General features: G+C 65.8%; 15 protein-coding genes. 10 read left to right on the top strand and 5 right to left on the bottom strand.

What is annotated here, in order from left to right; genetic code table 11:
- Nucleotides 1-32: 32 nt before the first annotated feature.
- The 5 genes from secD (at nucleotide 33) to CH283_RS19685 (ending at nucleotide 7,819) form a co-directional block, all read left to right on the top strand.
- Entirely contained in the window at nucleotides 33-1,820 is a 1,788-nt protein-coding gene (gene secD, locus CH283_RS19705; RefSeq protein WP_176460463.1) for a protein translocase subunit SecD, read from the top strand.
- A 1-nt stretch (nucleotide 1,821) separates the two neighbouring features.
- A complete protein-coding gene (gene secF, locus CH283_RS19700; RefSeq protein ID WP_094641937.1) occupies nucleotides 1,822-3,003 on the top strand; it encodes a protein translocase subunit SecF in 1,182 nt (393 codons plus the stop codon).
- Between the two features lie 23 nt (nucleotides 3,004-3,026).
- Nucleotides 3,027-4,730 carry an ABC transporter substrate-binding protein gene (locus tag CH283_RS19695; protein ID WP_094641935.1) on the top strand — a complete coding sequence of 568 codons (1,704 nt, stop codon included), beginning with the start codon at nucleotides 3,027-3,029 and terminating at the stop codon, nucleotides 4,728-4,730.
- Nucleotides 4,727-5,266: an adenine phosphoribosyltransferase gene (locus tag CH283_RS19690; RefSeq protein ID WP_068050586.1), complete on the top strand. Its 540-nt coding sequence runs from the start codon at nucleotides 4,727-4,729 to the stop codon at nucleotides 5,264-5,266. Before CH283_RS19695 ends, CH283_RS19690 begins: the two co-directional genes overlap by 4 nt.
- Before the next feature lie 249 nt (nucleotides 5,267-5,515).
- Nucleotides 5,516-7,819 carry a RelA/SpoT family protein gene (locus CH283_RS19685; protein ID WP_255183294.1) on the top strand — a complete coding sequence of 768 codons (2,304 nt, stop codon included), beginning with the start codon at nucleotides 5,516-5,518 and terminating at the stop codon, nucleotides 7,817-7,819.
- A gap of 69 nt (nucleotides 7,820-7,888) precedes the next feature.
- Here CH283_RS19685 and CH283_RS19680 read toward each other — a convergent pair whose 3' ends face one another.
- Nucleotides 7,889-8,683, bottom strand: coding sequence for a peptidylprolyl isomerase (locus CH283_RS19680; RefSeq protein ID WP_255183268.1), 795 nt, complete (start codon nucleotides 8,681-8,683; stop codon nucleotides 7,889-7,891).
- Nucleotides 8,680-9,543, bottom strand: a complete 864-nt coding sequence (locus CH283_RS19675) for a peptidylprolyl isomerase (RefSeq protein ID WP_094642385.1) — start codon at nucleotides 9,541-9,543, stop codon at nucleotides 8,680-8,682. Before CH283_RS19675 ends, CH283_RS19680 begins: the two co-directional genes overlap by 4 nt.
- 191 nt (nucleotides 9,544-9,734) lie before the next feature.
- On the opposite strand from CH283_RS19675, the gene CH283_RS19670 reads away from it, so the two are divergent.
- The 3 genes from CH283_RS19670 to CH283_RS19660 are packed head-to-tail and all read left to right on the top strand — an operon-like array spanning nucleotide 9,735 to nucleotide 12,344.
- On the top strand, nucleotides 9,735-10,427 hold the full coding sequence (locus CH283_RS19670; RefSeq protein ID WP_094641933.1) for an MBL fold metallo-hydrolase: 693 nt from the start codon (nucleotides 9,735-9,737) through the stop codon (nucleotides 10,425-10,427).
- A 2-nt stretch (nucleotides 10,428-10,429) separates the two neighbouring features.
- Nucleotides 10,430-11,701 carry a histidine--tRNA ligase gene (gene hisS / locus CH283_RS19665; RefSeq protein WP_094642384.1) on the top strand — a complete coding sequence of 424 codons (1,272 nt, stop codon included), beginning with the start codon at nucleotides 10,430-10,432 and terminating at the stop codon, nucleotides 11,699-11,701.
- Complete coding sequence (locus CH283_RS19660; protein WP_094641931.1) at nucleotides 11,691-12,344, top strand: hypothetical protein; 654 nt, start codon at nucleotides 11,691-11,693, stop codon at nucleotides 12,342-12,344. Before hisS ends, CH283_RS19660 begins: the two co-directional genes overlap by 11 nt.
- A 7-nt stretch (nucleotides 12,345-12,351) precedes the next feature.
- On the opposite strand, the gene CH283_RS19655 is transcribed toward CH283_RS19660, so the two are convergent.
- Complete coding sequence (locus CH283_RS19655; protein ID WP_094641929.1) at nucleotides 12,352-12,822, bottom strand: DUF3237 family protein; 471 nt, start codon at nucleotides 12,820-12,822, stop codon at nucleotides 12,352-12,354.
- Between the two features lie 124 nt (nucleotides 12,823-12,946).
- On the opposite strand from CH283_RS19655, the gene CH283_RS19650 reads away from it, so the two are divergent.
- Nucleotides 12,947-13,975 carry an Rv2578c family radical SAM protein gene (locus CH283_RS19650; protein ID WP_094641927.1) on the top strand — a complete coding sequence of 343 codons (1,029 nt, stop codon included), beginning with the start codon at nucleotides 12,947-12,949 and terminating at the stop codon, nucleotides 13,973-13,975.
- Nucleotides 13,976-14,000: 25 nt separating this feature from the next.
- On the opposite strand, the gene ypfJ is transcribed toward CH283_RS19650, so the two are convergent.
- Nucleotides 14,001-14,924, bottom strand: coding sequence for a KPN_02809 family neutral zinc metallopeptidase (ypfJ, locus tag CH283_RS19645; RefSeq protein ID WP_068284208.1), 924 nt, complete (start codon nucleotides 14,922-14,924; stop codon nucleotides 14,001-14,003).
- A 170-nt stretch (nucleotides 14,925-15,094) separates the two neighbouring features.
- On the opposite strand from ypfJ, the gene aspS reads away from it, so the two are divergent.
- Nucleotides 15,095-16,879: an aspartate--tRNA ligase gene (gene aspS / locus CH283_RS19640; RefSeq protein WP_068050575.1), complete on the top strand. Its 1,785-nt coding sequence runs from the start codon at nucleotides 15,095-15,097 to the stop codon at nucleotides 16,877-16,879.
- Between the two features lie 83 nt (nucleotides 16,880-16,962).
- Here the strand turns inward: aspS and CH283_RS28400 are convergent.
- Nucleotides 16,963-17,796: hypothetical protein (locus CH283_RS28400; protein ID WP_094653734.1), on the bottom strand; the 834-nt coding region annotated here is incomplete at its 5' end.

Raw genomic sequence — 17,796 nt, 5'->3', positions numbered from 1 at the left:
TTTTCCATCGCCTCAGAGGAGAAACACACACCGTGGCACCTTCCAGCGGACCGGTGCAACCCGCCCGCTATCTCGCCGTTTTCGCGGTGCTGATGGCAGCGGTGTACGCCATGGTCTTCTTCACCGGAGACAAAGACCCCTCGCCGAAGTTGGGAATCGACCTGCAGGGCGGCACGCGCGTGACACTCACCGCGCGGACCCCCGACGGCAACGCACCGACGCAGGACAGCTTGCAGCAGGCGCAGCAGATCATCGAGACCCGCGTCAACGGTCTCGGTGTCTCCGGCTCCGAGGTGGTCATCGACGGCGACAACCTCGTCATCACGGTGCCCGGCGACGACAGCTCCCAGGCGCGCACCCTCGGGCAGACCGCGCGACTGTTCATCCGTCCCGTGATCGGATCCGTTGCTCCGTCGACGGGCGAGGGTGCAGGCACGCAGCAGACCCCGGTCGACCCGGCCGCGCCGGTCGATCCTGCGGCACCTGCAGACCCGGCTGCTTCGGCGGACCCGGCTGCACCCGCAGATCCGGCCACTCCGCAGCAACGTGTGTTCCCGGCGCAGGATCCGACGACGGTCGATCCGACTCCCGCCCCCGCTACTGATGCACCCGCTAGCGAGGCACCGGCCACCGACGCACCGGCCGAGGACCCCGCCACCGACGCTTCGCTGTCCGACGCCGATCGTGCCGCCCAGGAGATCGCCGACGCGAAGGCACTGCGGCAGAGCGAGGACCAGCAGGTCCAACAACTCGCGATGCAGTCCCTCGACTGCAACGCCGCCGACCCGCTCGCAGGCAACGACGATCCCGCTCTTCCCCTCGTCGCATGCTCGACCGATGGAACGGCCGTCTATCTACTCGGTCCGACGATCATCGACGGTCAGCAGATATCCGACGCGACCTCCGGGTTCGACAGTCAGCAGGCACAGTTCCAGGTGAGCCTGACGTTCGACACGGAGGGCTCGAACACCTGGGCTCAGTTCACCGCGGCCAACCTGCAGAAGCAGGCTGCGTTCGTATTGGACTCCAAGGTGATCAGTGCGCCGGTCATCCAGGGGGCCACCCCAGCCGGTAGCGCCACCTCGATCACCGGAAACTTCAATGCCCAGACCTCCTCGGAGCTGGCCAACACGCTCAAGTACGGCTCACTACCGCTGTCCTTCGTGTCCTCCGAAGCCGAAACTGTTTCGGCCACACTGGGATTGGCCTCGCTCGAAGCCGGACTGCTCGCAGGTGCCATCGGACTGGCGCTGGTGTTGGTCTACTGCCTGCTCTACTACCGTGCTCTCGGACTGCTCACGGCGCTGTCGTTGGCGCTGGCCGGTCTCGTCGTCTACGGAATCATCGTTCTGTTGGGCAGATGGATCAGCTTCACGCTGGACCTGGCAGGCATCGCAGGCCTGATCATCGGTATCGGTATGACCGCGGACTCGTTCGTGGTGTTCTTCGAACGCATCAAGGACGAGATCCGGGAGGGTCGCAGCTTCCGGTCGGCGGTTCCTCGTGGTTGGGCACGCGCACGCAAGACGATCCTGTCCGGCAACGCGGTCAGCTTCATCGCTGCCGCGGTGCTGTACGTGTTGGCCGTCGGTCAGGTCCGCGGCTTCGCGTTCACCCTCGGACTGACGACGATCCTGGACATCATCGTCGTGGTGCTGGTGACCTGGCCGCTGGTGTACCTGGCGTCGAAATCCACGTTCTGGTCCAAGCCGTCGGTCAACGGCCTCGGTGCAGTCCAGCAGATCGCGCTCGAACGCAAGCGCGCCGCCAACAAGGCACTCGCCGTCAAGACCGGCACTGCGCCGTCGAAGGAGGCATGACATGTCGGACACGACGACGTCGACCCCATCGCCCCTCGACGATTCGGGCGTCGATCAATCCACCCAGCCCAAGCACAGCTGGCTGTCCAGGTTGTACACCGGCACCGGTGCCTTCGACATCGTCGGTCGGCGCCGGTTCTACTACATCCTCACCGGCGTCATCGTGCTGGTGTGCCTGCTGAGCTTCCTCGTCCGCGGCTTCACCCTCGGTATCGATTTCGAGGGCGGAACCCGGATCGCGCTGCCCGCCGCCGACAACATCACCACCGAGCAGGTCGAAACCGTCTACGACGACTCGCTCGGCATGCCGCCGGTGTCGGTACAGACCGTCGGTTCGGGTGCCGCAGCAACGGTGCAGATTCGCTCCGAAGCTCTCGACCCCGCCGAAGTGGACACCCTTCGCCAGGCGTTGTTCGAGGCCTTCCAGCCGCAGGACAACTCGGGTACCGCGACCCCGAATGCCATCAGCGTGTCCGACGTCAGTGAGACCTGGGGCAGCCAGATCACCCAGAAGGCCCTGATCGCACTCGTGGTCTTCCTGGTCATCGTCAGTATCTACATTGCGGTCCGATACGAGCGAGACATGGCGTTGGCGGCTCTGGCTGCCCTGGCCTTCGACCTTCTGGTGACCGCAGGTGTGTACTCGCTCGTCGGATTCGAGGTGACGCCTGCGACGGTCATCGGTCTGCTGACGATCCTCGGCTTCTCCCTGTACGACTCCGTGGTGGTGTTCGACAAGGTCGAGGAAAACACCCGGGGCATCCTCAACCTGCATCGCAAGACCTACGCCGAACAGGCGAACCTGGCCGTCAACCAGACCCTGATGCGCTCGATCAACACCACCGTGATCGGTGTTCTCCCGGTGATCGCACTGATGATCATCGCGGTGTGGCTACTCGGAGTGGGCACGCTCAAGGATCTGGCGCTGGTACAGCTGGTCGGCATGATCGTCGGTGCCTACTCGTCGATCTTCTTCGCCACTCCGCTGCTGGTGACGCTCAAGGAGAAGTGGGGCCCCGTCGCAGTACACACCCGCAAGGTCCACTCCAAGCGCGCCGAAGCGGCAGCTCGCGCGGCCGGTCTCGCTCCTGAGCCGGTGGCCGTCGGCGTGGCCACTCCGAAGTCGTCCGCTCCCCAGCCGGGCAACCGCCCCACCGGGAAACGAAACAAGAAGCGTCGGTAGACCACCTTCGACAGGGACGGAGAGTGCACGTGAAACGACGGTGGAGCGCGGCACTGGTGGCAGCGAGTGTCGGCGCGGTGTCCATCACGGCGTGTTCGTCGCCCGAGGACAAGGTGCCCTCGATCGGCTACTCGTTCGACAACGTGGTGAACACGTACAACGCCAGAACCGTCGACGGCGCGGCGTCGGGAGCCCGGCAGGCGTTCACTCGGGTGCAGGTGGGCTTCAGCTACCTCGGGCCCGAGGGAGATGCGCTGTCGGACAACGACATCGGAACAGTGTCGGTGGTACCCGGTGACACCCTGACCGTGCAGTACTCCATCGCCCCGGCCGCGACGTACTCGGACGGTGCGCCGATGGCCTGCGACGACCTGGTGTTGGCCTGGGCGGCGAACAGCGGAAGGTTCGCCACCGACGGCCCCATGTTCGACGCGGCGTCGACGGCCGGGTACTCCGACATCGAGCGCATCGAGTGCGTTCCGGGGGCCAAGGAAGCCACCGTCGTCTTCGCATCCGGCCGCAGCTACCAGAACTGGCGAGCGCTGTTCGGTGCCACCGATCTGCTACCGGCGCATGTTGCGGCCCGGGTCGCAGGCGTGCCGAACGTCGTCGATCCCATCCTGGCCGAGGACGACGACGTGGTGCGCCGCATCGCCGACTTCTGGAACACCGGATGGACTCTGACGCCGGGTTCGATCGACACCTCGCTGTTGCCGTCGGCCGGCCCGTACCGGGTCGAGTCCTACACCGCCGAGGACGGTCTGGTGCTCGTGGCGAACGACGCCTGGTGGGGAAACCCGCCTCAGACCGAACAGGTGGTCGTCTGGCCCAAGGGCACCGACCTGGCGGCGAAGTCCGCGGACGGTTCGCTGGATGTGGTCGACCACGGTGCCGGTGCTGTCGATCTCGGGACCACCGAGGGTTTCACCACCACCGAGGAACCGTCGCGAGGCGTCGAGCAGTTGACGTTCGCGACCCAGGGGGTGCTGGGCCAGGCGAGTGCACGTCGAGCAGTGGCCGCATGCATCCCGAGATCGGACCTGTTCGACACACTGGGTCACCCCGGTTCCGAGGCGGCAGGTGCGGGTCTCGGCTCTGGTGTCGTCGACTCGCGTCTCGTTCAGCCCGACACGCTGGTGTACCCGTCGGTCGCGGCGGTGGTGGGTGATCGCTACCAGCGCTCGGACCTGGACCAGGCCGGCCGAGAGCTCGAGGCCGCAGGCGAGAATGCAATGACCGTTCGTGTCGGCTACCGGGGACCGGACGCGCGGCGCGCCCAGGTGGTGAGCCGCATGGCCGCCGATTGTGCCGCCGCGGGTATCACCGTCGAGGATGCGAGCTCGCCGGACTTCACACCGTCCGCCCTGCGGGCCGGGGCGGTCGATGCCGTCCTGGGTAGCAGCGGATCGCTTCCTGGACCGTCGGGTTCGGCTGCCGCGGTGACCGCACGGTATTCGCTGCGCACTGGAATCGGTCTGAACGTCGGCGGATACAGCAACGGCAGGATCGATTCCATCGTCGATCAATTGGCGGTGACCGACGATCCCGAGCGCATTCTGGCGCTGGCCACCGAGGGCGAGAACATCCTGTGGAACGACATGCCGTCGCTTCCCCTGTACAACGAGCCGCGTACGACCGTCGTCAGTGACGGCATGCAGGACGTGGTGCCCAACCCGACGGCCGCTGGTGCCGGATGGAACATGGATCGGTGGGTGCTTCTTCGATGAACGATGCAGACGGTGCAGTGGGTGCGGCCGCTGCCGTGGCCAGGCTGACGCGGTGGGTGGACGATTTTCCCGTCCCCGGTGTGCGCTTCGGCGATCTGACACCGGTGTTCGCGGACGGACCGGCGTTACGCAGCGTCGTATCGGAGTTGGCGCAGGGATTCGAGGACGTCGACCTGGTGGCGGGTATCGACGCACGGGGATTTCTGTTGGGGGCCGGAGTTGCCCTCGAACTCGGGTGCGGTGTGCTGGCGGTGCGCAAGGCGGGAAAGTTGCCGCCTCCGGTGCATTCACGGTCGTACGATCTCGAGTACGGAACCGCCGAATTGCAGATCCCGACTGCGATCGACGTGACCGGGAAGCGAGTGCTGGTGGTCGACGACGTACTGGCGACCGGCGGTACCGTCGATGCGACGGCTCGGTTGTTGGCCGAGCAGGGAGCAGTCATCGCCGGAGCCGCTGTGGTTCTCGAGATTGCTGTTCTGGGTGGGCGCGACAAGTGCAGTGGCTACCCGCTCGGCTGCCTGGTTCGAGTATGAGGACTAAAGTCGCTTTCACGAAGCGTTGACCGAACAATTCCGGCGACAACGCGGAACGTGTGGCAGGAGGTGATGAGAGTGACCCGTTACATCGATCAGCCCTTGCCCGATGGGCCTGCCGTCCCCGAACGGCCCGTTGCCGATCAGACCGGGGTCACCGAACGGACCGGTGTCGACGTCGTCACGACAGACGAGGCCGCGTCCAGTGATTCCCGCCCGGCCGTCGATACTCCGGTACTCCACGGCCCGGTGGCGAACGATGCGCAGGCTCCGTCGGGAACCCGTAATTCGGCACCTGTCCCCACCTCGGCGTCGCGTCGGGTGCGGGCGCGTCTGGCGCGCCGCATCACCGCTGGACGCAGCGCTGCGGTCAAGCCGGTGCTCGAGCCACTCGTCAGCCTGCACCGCGAGCTCTATCCCAAGGCCGACCTGACGTTGCTGCAGCGGGCCTACGACGTGGCCGACGAGCTGCACGCCTCGCAGATGCGGAAGTCCGGCGATCCCTACATCACGCATCCGCTCGCCGTGGCGAACATTCTGGCCGAACTCGGGATGGACACGACCACCCTGGTTGCGGCGCTGCTGCACGACACCGTCGAGGACACCGGGTATTCACTGGCCAAGTTGACCGAGGAATTCGGCGACGAGGTGTCTCATCTCGTGGACGGAGTGACCAAGCTCGACAAGGTGGTGCTCGGAACTGCGGCCGAGGGCGAGACCATCCGCAAGATGATCATCGCGATGGCGCGAGATCCACGGGTGTTGGTCATCAAGGTCGCCGACCGGTTGCACAACATGCGCACCATGCGGTTCCTACCCCCGGAGAAGCAGGCGCGCAAAGCCAAAGAGACGCTGGAAGTCATTGCGCCGCTTGCCCATCGGCTCGGAATGGCCACGGTCAAGTGGGAGCTCGAAGACCTGGCGTTCGCCATACTCCATCCCAAGAAGTACGACGAGATCGTGCGTCTGGTCGCCGATCGTGCGCCGTCCCGCGACACCTACCTCGAGAAGGTTCGGGCCGAGATCAACGCGACACTCGCCGCGTCGCGCATCAGTGCCGTCGTCGAGGGTCGCCCGAAGCACTACTGGTCGATCTACCAGAAGATGATCGTCAAGGGCCGCGACTTCGACGACATCCACGACCTCGTGGGCGTCCGCATCCTGTGCGACGAGATCCGCGACTGCTACGCCGCTGTCGGCGTGGTGCATTCGCTGTGGCAGCCGATGGCGGGCCGTTTCAAGGACTACATCGCGCAGCCGCGCTACGGGGTGTACCAGTCGCTGCACACCACGGTGATCGGACCCGAGGGCAAGCCCCTCGAGGTGCAGATCCGGACGCGGGGCATGCACCGTACAGCCGAGTTCGGAATTGCAGCGCACTGGCGCTACAAGGAGACCAAGGGCAAGCATTCGCAGGACAATGCCGAGGTCGACGACATGGCGTGGATGCGTCAGCTGCTCGACTGGCAGCGAGAAGCCGCCGATCCGGGAGAGTTCCTCGAGTCGCTGCGCTACGACCTCGCGGTCAAGGAGATCTTCGTCTTCACGCCCAAGGGCGACGTGGTCACCCTGCCCGCCGGATCGTGTCCGGTCGACTTCGCGTACGCGGTGCACACCGAGGTGGGGCATCGCTGTATCGGCGCGCGGGTCAACGGTCGACTCGTGGCACTGGAACGGACTCTCGACAACGGTGAAGTGGTCGAGGTGTTCACCTCGAAAGCCGCCACTGCCGGTCCGAGCCGGGACTGGCAGGGTTTCGTCGCCTCACCGCGTGCCAAGACCAAGATTCGTCAGTGGTTCGCCAAGGAGCGCCGCGAGGAAGCTCTCGAGGCGGGCAAGGACGGCATCGCCAAGGAGGTCCGTCGAGGCGGGCTACCCTTGCAGCGCTTGATGAATGCCGAGTCCATGTCGGCAATCGCACACGAGCTACGGTACGTCGACGTCTCTGCGCTCTACACCGCGGTCGGCGAGAATCATGTGTCCGCTCGCCACGTGGTGCAGCGGCTGGTCGCCCATCTCGGCGGCGTCGGCGATGTCGAGGAAGAGCTCGCCGAGCGGTCGACACCGTCGACCATCCCGACTCGACCACGTCAGGTCGGCGACGCGGGCGTACTGGTCACCGGATCCGAGGGCGTCGTCGCGAAACTCGCCAAGTGCTGCACCCCGGTGCCGGGAGACGAGATCCTCGGATTCGTCACCCGTGGTGGATCGGTGAGTGTCCACCGCACCGACTGCACCAACGCACGCTCGCTCGAGGAACAGTCCGAACGGTTCATCGAGGTTCAGTGGGCACCGTCGGCGTCGTCGGTGTTCCTGGTCGCCATTCAGATCGAGGCACTCGACCGTCATCGACTGCTGTCCGACGTCACCAAGGCGCTCGCCGACGAGAAGGTCAACATTCTTTCGGCGTCCGTCGCGACATCAGGGGACCGGGTGGCGATCAGCAAGTTCACGTTCGAGATGGGCGACCCGAAGCACCTCGGGCACGTGCTGAACGTGGTGCGCAACGTCGAGGGCGTCTACGACGTGTACCGCCTGACGTCTGCTGCCTGAGCGGCAGTCCGAGAACGACGAGAGGGTGAGCAGATGTTCTGCTCACCCTCTCGGCCTTCGAACGCGAACTCAGGCGGCGGACTCCACGATCACCGGGTTCGCCGGTGCGCCGTCCTCTGAGCCACCGGTGACCCCGCCCGCAGCGATGGCGTCGAGGGTCTGCAGACCGGAGTCCGAGATCGTGCCGAACACCGTGTACTGCGGCGGCAGCACCGAATCTGCGTACACCAGGAAGAACTGGCTGCCGTTGGTATCGGGGCCTGCGTTGGCCATGGCCAACGTTCCTCGGGGATAGACCACCGGATTCTCGGCCTGCGCCGGGTCGTCGGTGTACGCGGTGGTGGGGTACTCGTTGGCGAAGGTGTATCCCGGTCCACCTCGACCGGACCCGGACGGATCACCGCACTGCAACACCTCGAGGCCCGGTGACGTCGTCAGTCGGTGACAGGGCGAGCCGTCGAAATAACCCTGCTGGACGAGGCCGACGACGCTGTTGACGGTGCACGGCGCCTGAGTCCGGTCGAGTGTGATGTCGATCGGACCCTGATTGGTGGACAACGTCACGTCGACGATTCCGAACACGTCGATGTTGTCGGTCGCAGGAGCGTCGACCTCCTTGGCGGCCGGCGACTCCGCCGGATACGAGCAGGACACCGTATCGGTCGTCGGCTGCGGCACGGGCGGCAACGCACCGAACCGGGACAGGTCGAGTGCAGGACGCGGCGCGGGTGCTTCGGTCGTCGTAATCGTCGACGACGACGGTGTGGTGGTCGGTGCCGCTGCCGGTTCGGCCGAACCGGAACACCCTGCGAGTACCAGCGCGGTGGCCGAGACCGCGATCGTCAGCGCCGAGGCGCGGTTCACAGGTCGCTCAGCATGGACGTGATGTCGACCGGTTCGGCGGGCGCTCCGTCGGATGCGCCGCCCTCCACACCCTTGGCCGCGATGGCGTCGAGAGTGGCGAGTCCGGTCTCGTCGATGGTGCCGAACGCGGTGTAGGCGGGCGGCAGTTCGGAATCGCCGTAGACGAGGAAGAACTGGCTGCCGTTGGTACCCGGTCCTGCGTTGGCCATGGCCAACGTTCCGCGCGGGTAGGCGATCGGGGTCTGTGCGGCGGGGTCGCCTTCGGCATACGTATCGGTGGGGAATTCGTCGGCGAACTGGTACCCCGGCCCACCGGAGCCGGTGCCCGTGGGATCGCCGCACTGCAGCACCTGAAGGCCCGCGCCCGTGGTGAGTCGATGGCAGGTGGTGCCGTCGAAGTAGCCCTGGTTGGAGAGCGATACGAAGCTGTTGACCGTGCACGGAGCCTCGGGATTGTTCAGCGTCAGACCGATGTTGCCCGCAGATGTGGTCATGCTGTAGCTCAGCGGCTCGTCGCTGGTGGGGACGTTGTCGGTGCGCGGGGGAGTGTTCTCCTTGGCCGCCGGCTGCGCCGCAGCGGGATAGGAGCAGTTCACCGTCTCGGGCAGCGGCTCGGTGCGTCCCGCTGCGATGACCGAATCGGCGGGTGCCGACGTCGTCGATTCCTGCGCGGTGCTCGCATCCTCGTCACCGCGGGTCACCACGAACACGACCGAGACGACGGCCACGACCGCGACGACGCCGAGAACGGAACCGACGATCGTCAATTGCTTACGACGCCGCGCTCGCTCGGCTCGGCGTACGAGTTGGCGTTCGAGCTTTCGTTTGGCAGCCTCGCGCCGTTGCTCGTTGCTGGGCAATTCGTGTTCCTCCCGCTTGTCGAAAAACGACCTCGCCCGCTCGCTGCACGGACCGATCGTGTGGTAACCGGCCGAGAATCGGCCACCGCGAGTTTGCCACTGTTGCCTGAGAGCATGCTGGGGGGACCCGACGGGAGCGGTCACACTAAGCTTGCTCGGTACTTCGGCCTCAGCCTTTAGGAGCGTTTGTCTTGCTCGTCACCGGATTCCCCGCAGGCATGTTTCAGACCAACTGTTACATCCTGGCCCAGGACGACGCGTCCGAGTGTGTCGTCGTCGATCCCGGTCAGGACGCCGCTGATCCGCTGATCGACTTCCTGACGCAGTCCTCGCTCACCCCCACCGCAGTACTGCTCACGCACGGTCATCTGGACCACACGTGGTCGGTGGAGCCGATCTGCGCAAAGTACGGCATCCCGGCGTACATCGCACCCGAGGACCGCTACATGCTGGCCGATCCGATCAAGGGAACGGGCCCGACGTTGGCGGCAGTGCTGGGCGACCTCGAGTTCCACGAACCGGCCGAGGTGATCGAGCTCACGGACGGTCACCGGCTCGAGCTCGCCGGAATCGAGTTCACGGTGGTGCACACCCCCGGGCACACCCAGGGATCGGTGGTGTTCCTCGCCCACGCCGACGGGCCCGACGGCTCGGTTCCGTTGGCACTGACCGGGGACACCCTCTTCGCGGGATCGATCGGGCGCAGCGACCTGCCCGGCGGTGATCATGATCAGCTGCTGCGATCGATCGCGAGTCGGCTGCTACCGCTGAGTGACGACACGGTGGTGCTCCCGGGGCACGGCGGACAGAGTTCGATAGGCCAGGAGCGTGAGTCCAATCCGTTCCTCGTTGGACTCACCGACCCCGAGCAAGGGAAGCTGTGAACGTGAGCAAGCCGACCGCCTTTTCTGCGCCCAAGGGCATCCCCGATTACTTCCCCCCGAACTCGGCCGAGTTCGTCGCCGTCCGCGAGGGGCTGCTCGACGCCGCCCGCAACGCCGGCTACGGCCACATCGAACTGCCGATCTTCGAGGACACCGGGCTGTTCGCCCGCGGAGTCGGGGAGTCGACCGATGTGGTGAGCAAGGAGATGTACACCTTCGCCGACCGCGGAGATCGATCGGTGACGCTGCGTCCCGAAGGCACCGCAGGAGTCATGCGCGCGGTGATCGAGCACGGATTGGATCGGGGAGCGCTGCCGGTCAAGCTCGCCTACGCCGGGCCCTTCTTCCGCTACGAACGCCCGCAGGCCGGCCGGTACCGGCAGCTGCAGCAGGTGGGTGTCGAGGCGATCGGCGTCGACGACCCGGCGCTGGACGCCGAGGTCATCGCGGTGGCCGACGCCGGTTTCCGGACCCTCGGGCTCACCGGGTTCCGGCTCGAGATCACCTCGCTCGGTGACGACACCTGCCGCCCGCAGTACCGAGAGCTGTTGCAGCAGTTCCTGTTCGCGCTTCCGCTCGACGAGGACACCCGTCGACGCGCCGAGATCAACCCGCTGCGGGTGCTCGACGACAAGCGCCCCGAGGTGCGCGCGATGACCGCAGACGCACCGCTGATGCTCGATCACCTCTCCGAATCGGCGAAGGAACACTTCGACGAAGTGCTGGCATACCTGGACGTGATGAACGTTCCGTACCTGGTGAATCCGCGGATGGTGCGGGGCCTGGACTACTACACCAAGACGACGTTCGAGTTCGTGCACGACGGGCTCGGCGCACAATCGGGCATCGGCGGCGGCGGACGCTACGACGGGCTGATGGAACAGCTGGGCGGGCAGGCGCTCTCCGGAATCGGGTTCGGCCTCGGCGTCGATCGCACCGTGCTGGCCCTCGCCGCCGAAGGCAAGATCGCGGGCGCGACGTCACGATGCCAGGTCTTCGGCGTTCCGATGGGTGCCGGCGCCAAGCTGGCGATCGTCGACATCGCGGCTCAGCTACGCGAACGAGGAATAGCCGTGGACATGGCCTACGGCACTCGCGGGATCAAGGGTGCCATGAAGGCCGCCGACCGATCCGGAGCGCGGTTCGCGTTGGTGCTCGGTGACCAGGAACTGGCTGCGGAATCGGTTCTGGTGAAAGACCTTTCGAACGGCGAGCAGGACACCGTTCCGATGGCCGACGTGGTCGACGCCCTCGGAGCGCGCCTTGGCCGGTGACCCGCGGCCCGGTGACTCTCGGTCCAACGCGGGGCCGGTAGCCCTCGACCTGGTCTCGGTGGAGTTCCTGGCACCGCGCCTGCGCAAGATAATGGTCGGGTCGGCCGTGATCGGGATCGTTCTCGCCGTCGTCCTGGCGCTGTTCGCGCCGGTGTGGGTCGCAGTTCTCGTCGGCGTGATCGTCGGCGGTCCCGCAGTGCTGTCGGGTTGGCTCGGTCTGCGCCGACGGGTGTGGCTCGACGGCCCGCAACTGTGCGCGCGAGGGGTGCGCACTCGCCGGCTGAAGATGCCGGAGGTGGTGACGGCCGAACTGACCATTCGGACGGCCGGAATCGATCAGATCTCGCTGCGGCTCTACGACGGGCGTACACACATCGTGGTTCCACTTGCGCTCTACACCAGGGACGGGGGCCGTGAGCTGCCGATTCTCGCGTTACGCAGCCTCGCCGACTCGCTGTGGACCACCGAGCTGGTGCCCGCCGCAGCGATCGCATCGGTGCTGGTGGATCAGCTGCGTGCCGAGGCACGCGATGCCGGACTCGATCAGCGGCCGCTCTATCGCGCCGTCGAACTGGTTCGCAGCAAAGGGCGAACTCCGCAGGCGACGCTGACCGACCGCGAGGTCGCGCAGCTGCTCGACTGAAGCGTGATCAGGTGACCAGGAAGGCGTCGAGCACGACGGCTTCGGCGGAGCGGGATCCGGACGTGACCACGAGTGCGCGGTTGAGATAGGTGAACTTCGGCACCGCCGTCGACACGCGGAGGGTGCCGCGGAAGTAGTACGTGGCGGGATCGACCTCTTGCTCGGGATCGTTCAGAGCTTCGATGACCTCGGCAGGCCCGAACTGAACCCCTCGGTAGTCCAGCGAGAGGTAGCCTCCGGTCGCCAATTCCAGAACGAGGTCGCTGCTGAACTCGGTGCATCCGTCGGGCCGCGTCACGCTGACGACGGTCGACCCGGCTGCAAGAGTTCCCTCGATGTCGGGGCCGGGAGCTGCGCCGCCGAGCACTGTGGTGACGACCCGCTCGCCCGCGGGTACCGAACCGATGTCGATTCCCGGTCCGAGTGTGAGGCCGAGACGCAGAATGGGTTCGAGGGTCGGTGTGTTCGGGGCGGTCACGGCGGTGCACTCCTAGGATCGACTGGGGGCCTACGGTATCGCCTTCCGATGACCACACCCGAGCGGGGATCGGCAGGAGTGAGCCTGCCTTGACACGGCATAGAACAAATGTTCGACTGTGTGCATGCGATGGGCGGGTCAGACTCTCGACGCCGCGGACGACGGGGCGTTACCGGGGCTCGAGCGGTCGGGTTTGGTCCGCAGCGTGCAGACGCCGGAGTTCGAGGGCATCACCTTCCACGAGGTGCTGTGCAAGAGCGCCCTGAACGAGGTTCCGGGCGAATCGCAGGTGCCCTTCTCGTGGACCGTCAACCCGATGCGCGGATGCTCGCACGCATGTCGATACTGCTTCGCCCGCCCGACGCACGAGTACCTGGATCTGGACTCCGGCAACGACTTCGACTCGCAGATCGTCGTCAAGACCAACGTCGCGGCCGTTCTGCGCAAGGAGCTTTCGCGGCGATCGTGGAAGCGTGAGCCGGTGGCGCTGGGAACCAACACCGACCCCTATCAACGCGCTGAGGGCCGATATCGGTTGATGCCCGGCATCATTCGGGCACTGACCGAATCCGGCACGCCGTTCTCGATTCTGACCAAGGGCACACTCTTGCGACGCGATCTACCGCTGTTGACGTTGGCCGCCCAGCAAGTCGACGTGCACGTGAGCATCAGCCTCGCTATTCACGACGCCGACCTGCAGAAGCAGCTCGAGCCCGGAACCCCCAGTCCGCGAGCGCGATTGGACCTCGTTCGCGCGGTCCGCGACGCCGGACTGGAGTGCGGAGTTCTGGTGGCACCGGTCATTCCGTTTCTCACCGACGGGGCCAAGCAACTGGACGGCCTCATCGGTGCTCTGGCCGAGGCGGGTGCGACGACCGTGACGGCCCTGCCGATGCATCTGCGTTCGAGCACCAAAGATTGGTACATGAGCTGGCTGGTGAAGGAGCACCCCGCGTTGGTGCGGCGGTACCGTCAGCTCTACGGGCACGGGGCGTACGTGACTCCGGAGTACAAGCAGTGGCTACGTGGCCGCATCGATCCGTTGCTCGACAAGTACGGGTTCGCCCCAGAGCAGACCCGCTCGCTGCCGGTCAACGAACCTGCCGAACCCCGAGCGTCGGTGACCTCGGGGCCGGCCCTCACCCTGTTCTGACTACGTCGTTCCGACTACTTCGGGTTCAGGGATTGTTCAGGTCGCGTGCCGAGAACGTGTCGCAGGCCGCGACCTGCCCGGTCTCGTAGCCCGCGGTGAACCATGCCTGACGCTGTGCAGACGAACCGTGCGTCCAGCCCTCGGGGTTGACGCTGCCGGTGGATGCCTGCTGAATCCGGTCGTCGCCCACCGACGACGCGGCGGAGAGAGCGTCGTCGATGTCGGTGGTGGTCAGCGGCTCGAGGAACGGAACCCCGGTGTCCGGATCGACTGTGTCGGCTGCATAGTGCGCCCAGATTCCCGCGTAGCAATCGGCCTGCAACTCCACCTTGACGCCGCCGGACTCGGGTCCCTGGGGATCGGCCTGCGCGCGGCCGATGTCGCCCAGTTGGTTCTGCAGGTGGTGGCCGACCTCGTGCGCCACCACGTACTCCTGCGCCAGGGGGCCGCCGCTCGAGCCGAACTGGTCGACGAGAACCTGGAAGAAGCTGGTGTCGAAGTAGGCGGTGGAATCGGCGGGGCAGTAGAACGGCCCGACGGCGCTGGTGGCGTTGCCGCAGCCGGTGTTGGTTGCTCCCGAGAACAGATTCACGCCGGGCTGAACGTAGGCGACGCCGGTCTGAGCTTGCAGCTGCGATTCCCAGACGGTGTCCAGGCTCGACACCGTGAATCCGATACGGCAGTCGATCTTGGTGTTCGCGTCCGCCTCGGTCTCGCAGCCCTCGAGGGTCCCCGAGGTGCCGGAGTCGACCTGCCCCGCCGAGCTGTCACCGCCACTGATCTGATTGAGAATCGAACCGGGATCTCCGCCGAAGAGCAGCGCGATGACGATGATGATCAGGCCGCCTGCACCACCGCCGATGGCGAGTTTGCCACCGCGTCCGCCGCCACCGCTGCCGCCGACGGAGACTCGACCCCGCTCCATCCGCGAACCTTCTCTGAAGGTCATGCCCGAGTTCCTCTCCGCCGAGCTCCCACCGTGTGGCGAGAACACACATAGCTGCTGTCGGCCATAGCTTCGCATGCCGCGGCGCGATCTCGTTTCCTTCTACGGTCATGTGCTCCGTAGGATCGGTGAGCGAAGAACACGATCAGCGGATTTTTCTCGAAAGGACACCCGTGCTGCGCACCCACCTCGCCGGCTCATTACGCCCCGAGCACGTCGACCGAACCGTGACGCTGACGGGATGGGTGGCCCGCCGACGCGATCACGGCGGCGTCATCTTCATCGATCTGCGCGACGCGTCCGGTGTGTCCCAGGTCGTCTTCCGTGAGGGAGCAGCACTCGAGCAGGCCCATCGCCTGCGCGCCGAATACGTCGTGAAGGTGACCGGCAAGGTCGAGGGCCGCCCCGAGGGCAACGCCAACTACGAGATCCCCACCGGTGCGATCGAGGTCGAGGCCTCCGAGATCGAGGTCCTGTCCGAGGCGGCACCGCTGCCGTTCCAGCTCGACGACCAGCCGGGCGAAGAAGCGCGTCTGAAGTACCGCTACCTCGATCTGCGTCGTGAGGGACCGGGGCACGCCATTCGCCTGCGCTCGCACGTCAACGCCGCCGCCCGCTCGGTGCTCGCGCACCACGAGTTCGTCGAGGTCGAGACTCCGACGCTCACGCGATCCACCCCCGAGGGTGCCCGCGACTTCCTGGTGCCGGCGCGGTTGCAGCCGGGTAGCTTCTACGCTCTGCCGCAGAGTCCGCAGTTGTTCAAGCAACTGCTCATGGTCGGCGGTATCGAGCGCTACTACCAGATTGCCCGGTGCTACCGAGACGAGGACTTCCGCGCCGACCGTCAGCCGGAGTTCACTCAGCTCGACGTCGAGATGAGCTTCGTCACCCAGGACGACGTCATCCTGCTGGCCGAGGAGATCCTGGCCTCGCTGTGGAAGCTCGTCGGGCATCACTTCACGGCTCCGATTCCTCGGATCACCTACGCCGAGGCCATGCGCCGCTACGGTTCGGACAAGCCCGATCTTCGCTTCGAGATCGAACTGGTCGAGTGCACGGACTTCTTCTCCGACACCACCTTTCGCGTGTTCCAGGCCCCGTACGTCGGTGCGGTCGTCATGCCCGGTGGCGCGAGCCAGCCCCGGAAGCAGCTCGACCGATGGCAGGAATTCGCCAAGCAGCGTGGCCACAAGGGCCTCGCCTACGTTCTCGTCGGTGAGGACGGCACGCTGGGTGGTCCGGTTGCCAAGAACCTGACCGACGCCGAGCGCGACGGCCTCGCCGCACACGTCGGCGCGAAGAACGGAGATGCGATCTTCTTCTCCGCCGGCCCTGTCAAGGCGTCCCGTGGATTGCTCGGTGCCGTGCGCGGCGAGATCGCTCGGAAGCTCGACCTGATCGACCCGAAGGCGTGGGCGTTCGTGTGGGTCGTCGATGCCCCGCTGTTCGAGCCCACGTCCGACGCCACAGCCAGTGGGGACGTGGCCGTCGGATCCGGTGCGTGGACTGCAGTGCACCACGCGTTCACCTCGCCGAAGCCGGAGTCGATGGATACGTTCGACACCGACCCCGGATCTGCTCTGGCCTACGCCTACGACATCGTCTGCAACGGCAACGAGATCGGCGGCGGCAGTATTCGTATCCACCGCAAGGACATTCAGGAACGGGTGTTCGCGATCATGGGTATCGGCAAGGAAGAAGCACAGGAGAAGTTCGGCTTCCTTCTCGATGCCTTCTCGTACGGCGCACCGCCGCACGGCGGCATCGCGTTCGGCTGGGATCGCATCACCGCGCTGCTCGCCGGAGTCGATTCCATCCGAGAGGTCATCGCGTTCCCCAAGTCCGGTGGCGGCATCGACCCGTTGACCGACGCGCCCGCACCGATCACGCCGCAGCAGCGTAAGGAATCGGGCGTCGACTTCAAGCCGGAGAAGAAGGAAGAACCAGCCGAGGCCTAGAAGGTTCCAAAACGAATGTCCCCGTAACGCACTGCGCTACGGGGACATTCGTCTGTAGGGGGAGTTTTTTCAAGAGCGGTGGGTCAGCGTGCGGGGGACAGCGGACCGCCGGTCAGGACGCGGTAGGCGTAGTTGGTCGCGATCACCGAGATCGGGATGGTCACCAGCCATCCGAGGAAGCAAGGGATAGCACCGACTATGTTGATCGCGGCCAAGGCCAGAATCAACAAGATGACGGGCCCGAAGTTCTTGACCACCAGGTCCACGCTCGACTTGATGGAGTCGATGGCCGACTGATTCTGGTCCAGGGCGAATGTCAGGGAGAAGATCGTCAGGACACTCGCCACGAGCAGAAGCACCGTTCCCAGGAACGGAACGAAACTCGACAGCACGCTGACGGCAGTCCAGATCACTGCCAGGATCGCGATCTGCGGAACGTTGGTGAGCTGGAAAAATCGACCGAGGGGCGGCTTCTGGAATCCGCCCGTCTCGTCCAGTGCTCCGCGAACGAATGCCGCGTTGACGAAGTAGCTGACCATACTCACGACGATCGTGACGAGAATCGACAGCACCGAGAAGGCTCCGGTGTCCAGGGTCTCGCCTCGATTGTCGGCATTTATCGCCGCGGCGATGCTCGATGCGAAGACCACACCGAACGCAACCGCACCAAAAACGAACACGATGGCCGACAAACCGATCCACGGTCCCGCATTGGCCTTGAACTTGTCGAAGCTGTAACTCAGCGCGGCACCGACCTCGAGACGGCCGGGGTTCGGGCCCAGCGGAGCCTGACCGTAGCCCTGGTTCTCGTAGCTCCCGTAGTTCGCGTAGTTGCCGGGCGGGGGTGGATACGCACCGGGTGGCGGTGGATAGCTGCCGGGTGCGCCGATCTGCGGCGGGTAGTTTCCGGGCGGGGG

This window comes from Rhodococcus sp. 05-2254-2 (genome assembly GCF_002259095.1).
Taxonomy (GTDB): Bacteria; Actinomycetota; Actinomycetes; order Mycobacteriales; family Mycobacteriaceae; genus Rhodococcoides.
Note: the sequence above shows the minus strand (reverse complement) of the source record. Positions and strands in the feature narration are given on the sequence as shown.